This window comes from uncultured Amaricoccus sp., from assembly GCF_937858865.1.
Lineage (GTDB): Bacteria > Pseudomonadota > Alphaproteobacteria > Rhodobacterales > Rhodobacteraceae > Amaricoccus.
The window spans coordinates 1-3,495 of record NZ_CALLYO010000621.1; the positions used below are offsets into that span (position 1 = coordinate 1).

The 3,495-nt window shown below is 71.7% G+C and carries 4 protein-coding genes; 2 read left to right on the forward strand and 2 right to left on the reverse strand.

Features of this window, described 5'->3' with window-relative positions; all coding sequences use genetic code 11:
• Window positions 1-167: 167 nt before the first annotated feature.
• Window positions 168-707 (reverse strand): TIGR00645 family protein, encoded by a 540-nt coding sequence (locus Q0112_RS18575; RefSeq protein WP_297977549.1) that lies wholly within the window; start codon window positions 705-707, stop codon window positions 168-170.
• A gap of 158 nt (window positions 708-865) precedes the next feature.
• On the opposite strand from Q0112_RS18575, the gene Q0112_RS18580 reads away from it, so the two are divergent.
• Complete coding sequence (locus Q0112_RS18580; RefSeq protein ID WP_297977550.1) at window positions 866-1,531, forward strand: glutathione S-transferase family protein; 666 nt, start codon at window positions 866-868, stop codon at window positions 1,529-1,531.
• A complete protein-coding gene (queG, locus tag Q0112_RS18585; RefSeq protein ID WP_297977551.1) occupies window positions 1,512-2,567 on the forward strand; it encodes a tRNA epoxyqueuosine(34) reductase QueG in 1,056 nt (351 codons plus the stop codon). The genes Q0112_RS18580 and queG overlap by 20 nt, the downstream gene beginning before the upstream one ends.
• Before the next feature lie 8 nt (window positions 2,568-2,575).
• Here the strand turns inward: queG and Q0112_RS18590 are convergent, their stop codons facing one another.
• Window positions 2,576-3,298 (reverse strand): hypothetical protein, encoded by a 723-nt coding sequence (locus Q0112_RS18590; RefSeq protein ID WP_297977553.1) that lies wholly within the window; start codon window positions 3,296-3,298, stop codon window positions 2,576-2,578.
• Between the last annotated feature and the right edge of the window lie 197 nt (window positions 3,299-3,495).

The following is a 3,495-nucleotide window of genomic DNA, read 5'->3' on the forward strand; positions in this document are numbered from 1 at the left end:
GTGGAGCTGCGCCGGCGGCGGATCCCCTTCGCCTTCGCCACCGGCTTCGGGCGGGACTCGCTGCCGCCCGACTTCCGCGACGTGCCGATGCTCGCCAAGCCCTTCGGCCCGGAGCAGCTCGTGGCGATGGTGCGCGCGCTCCTCGCCTGGCGGGATGCGCCGCGGGCCTAATGCTTGTCGGTGCGGCTCGTCAGCCAGTCCATCAGCGCGAGCAGCACGCCCGAGCAGACGAAGGTCAGGTGGATGATGACCATCCAGCGGAGCTGCGCCGGGTCGAACGGAGTCTCGGCGTTCTTCTCGCCGATCTCCATGAACCGCTTCAGCAGGTGGATGCCCGAGATCGCCACGATCGAGGCGATGAGCTTCATCTTCAGGCCGGAGAAGTCCACCGTGCCCATCCAGGAGGGGCGGTCGACCGCGTTCTCGTCGATGTCGAGCTTGGAGACGAAGTTCTCGTAGCCGGAGAAGAGCACGATCAGCAGCAGGTTCCCGGCGAGGGTGAGGTCGATGAGCGTGAGGACCGAGAGGATGGTGTCCTCGCTCGAGAGCGTCAGGATCTTCGGGGCGTAGTAGGCGATCTCGCGGGCGAAGACGACGACGAGCATGCCGAGCGACACCACGAGCCCGAAGTACATCGGCGCCATCAGCCAGCGCGAGGAGAAGAGCCCCCGCTCGAAGCTCGTCTCCAGTGCCGGCTTGCCTGCCATCACGCCCCTCGCTTGCTGCGCCGCACAAGCTAAGCCCGCCAAGGACTGGCGGCAAGATGCCCGCCGCACACAATCGGTTGCGTCTGCCCATGCGCAGCAGTTGAAAAGCGGGCGTAAAAGGCCGATGAAGAGGCATCGAGCAAAACGAAAGGCACGAAATGCGCCGTCTCTATCACCAGCCGCTGTCGCCCTTCTGCCGCAAGATCCGCCTGGTGCTGGCGGAGAAGAAGATCGAGGTCGAGCTGGTCGAGGAACGGCCGTGGGAAAGGCGCATGGATTTCCTGCGCATGAACCCCGCCGGGCAGGTGCCGGTCCTGCGGATCGACGACCTGGTGCTGGCGGATTCGACGGCGATCTTCGAGTATCTCGAGGAGACGCACCCCGAGCCGCCGCTGCTGCCCAAGAGCCCGGCGCTGCGCGCCGAGGCGCGCCGGCTGGCGGCCTGGTTCGACGACAAGTTCCACAACGAGGTGACGGCGAACCTGCTCTACGAGCGGGTGAACAAGAAGCTGGCCAAGAGCGGCTATCCCGAGAGCGAGCGGATCAAGGCCGGCACGCGCAACATCAAGTATCACCTCGACTATATCGGCTGGCTGATGGATCACCGGCGCTGGCTGGCGGGCGACATGCTGACCATCGCCGACTTCGCCGCGGCGGCGCATCTCTCCTGCCTCGACTATGTCAGCGACGTCGACTGGGCGCGCAACGCGGGCGTGCACGAGTGGTACGCGAAGATCAAGTCGCGCCCCGCCTTCCGCTCGATCCTCGCCGACCTGGTGCCGGGGTTCACGCCCCCACAGCATTATGCGGATCTCGACTTCTGACCCGGCCGAGCTCGCGGTCCGGCTGAAGGCCCGGGCGGCGGAGGAGGGCTTCTCCGCCTGCGGCATCTGCGCGCCCGACGCCATCCCCGAGGCGGCGGATCGGCTCGCGGCCTTCGTCGCCGCCGGCTGGCACGGGCGGATGGGCTGGATGACGGAGCGGATGGGCTGGCGCGGCTCGCCCGCGGCCCTCTGGCCGGAGGCGCGCTCGGTCGTCATGCTGGCCGAGGCCTATACGCCGGAGGAGAACCCGCTCGCGCTCCTCGAGCGGCGCGACCGCGGCGCGGTCAGCGTCTATGCCCGCGGGCGGGACTATCACGACCTGGTCAAGAAGCGGCTGAAGCGGCTCGGGCGCTGGCTGGTGGCCGAGACGGGGGCCGAGATCAAGGTCTTCGTCGACACCGCGCCGGTAATGGAGAAGCCGCTGGCCGAGGCGGCGGGGCTCGGCTGGCAGGGCAAGCACACCAACCTCGTCAGCCGCGAGCTCGGCAACTGGTTCTTCATCGGCTCGATCTTCACGACGCTCGAGCTGCCGCGCGATCCGCCGGGCGAGAACCGCTGCGGCTCCTGCCGGGCCTGCATCGACATCTGCCCGACGGCGGCGCTGCGCGGCCCCTACCGGCTCGATGCCCGGCGCTGCATCAGCTATCTCACCATCGAGCACGACGGGCCGGTCGACGAGGCGCTGCGCCCCCTCCTCGGCAACCGCATCTACGGCTGCGACGACTGCCTCGCGGTCTGCCCCTGGAACAAGTTCGCCGCCGAGGCGCGCGAGATCGGCTATCGCGACCGCGACGCCTTCGACGCGCCGCGGCTGGCCGATCTCGCCGCGCTCGACGACGCCGCCTTCCGGCAGATGACGAGCGGGTCGCCGATCAAGCGCATCGGACGGAACCGCTTCGTCCGCAACGTCGCCTACGCGATCGGCAACTCCGGCGACCCGAGCCTCGCGCCGGCCGCGGAGCGACTGGCGTGCGACCCCGATCCGGTGGTGGCCGACGCCGGAGCCTGGGCGGCGGCCCGGCTCCGCGGCGCGTGAGCCGCCGGTCAGTGCAGCCGCTGCAGGTTGCTGCGCGCCGCCGCCGCGAGGCTGCTCTCGGGGTGGGCGGCGATGAGCTTCAGCCAGACCTGCGCCGCGCGGGCCGTCTCGCCCGTCTCCGCGAGCGCGGCCCCGGTCTCGAAGAGCGCCTCGGGCAGGTCCGGCTCCAGCGCGCCGGCACGCTCGGCCTCGGCCAGCGCCGCGGCCGGATCGCCGGCATTGCGCAGGGTGGCGGCGAGGAGCGCATGCGCCAGCGCGTCGTCCGGCCGCTCGGCGATGGCGGCGCGGAGTTCGCCCTCGGCTGCCGGCCAGTCCTCCTCCGCCGCGGCGGCCCGGGCGGCGAGGATGCGGCGGTCGGCGTCCGGCACGGTGATCTTGTCCGCCTCGGCGAGCGCGGCCCGGGCGAGGTCGGCGCGCCCGGCCTCGAGCCACTGGCGCGCCCCGTCGGCGAGGATGACGGCGCGCAGCCCCGGCGAGACGGCGCGGTTCGGGTTGGTGGCGAGGCTCGTCAGCAGCCGCGCCGCGGTGCCGTGCGCCCCGAGCGCGGCGAGCGCGGCCGCCTCGCAGAGCCGGGCCGGGACCCCGCCGCCCATCCGCTGCCAGACGGCGGCCGCCTCGCGCGCGGCTTCCGGATCGGCGGCGATGGCGGCGTTGCACGCCTCGGGCGTGCGGACCTCGACCGCCTGCGCGGGCGGGGCGGCGAGCAGCGCGATCAGGAAAAGACGTCGCATGGCCGGCGGGCCTCGGCTAAGGACGGGGGATGACCCGACCTTCGTTTCTGATGCTCGGCCATGGCTACTCGGCGGCGGCGCTGGCCGCAAGGCTGCCCGACTGGCACGTGCAGGGCACCTCCCGCACCCCCCGAACCGCGGCCGGCGTCGAGCTGCTCGCCTGGGACGACACCGCCGCCGTCGCGGCCGCGATCGCC

Coding starts and splice junctions, on each gene's coding strand:
- Q0112_RS18575 (WP_297977549.1), bottom strand. CDS start 707: ATGGCAGGCAAGCCGGCACTGGAGACGAGCTTCGAGCGGGGGCTCTTC.
- Q0112_RS18580 (WP_297977550.1), top strand. CDS start 866: ATGCGCCGTCTCTATCACCAGCCGCTGTCGCCCTTCTGCCGCAAGATC.
- queG (WP_297977551.1), top strand. CDS start 1,512: ATGCGGATCTCGACTTCTGACCCGGCCGAGCTCGCGGTCCGGCTGAAG.
- Q0112_RS18590 (WP_297977553.1), bottom strand. CDS start 3,298: ATGCGACGTCTTTTCCTGATCGCGCTGCTCGCCGCCCCGCCCGCGCAG.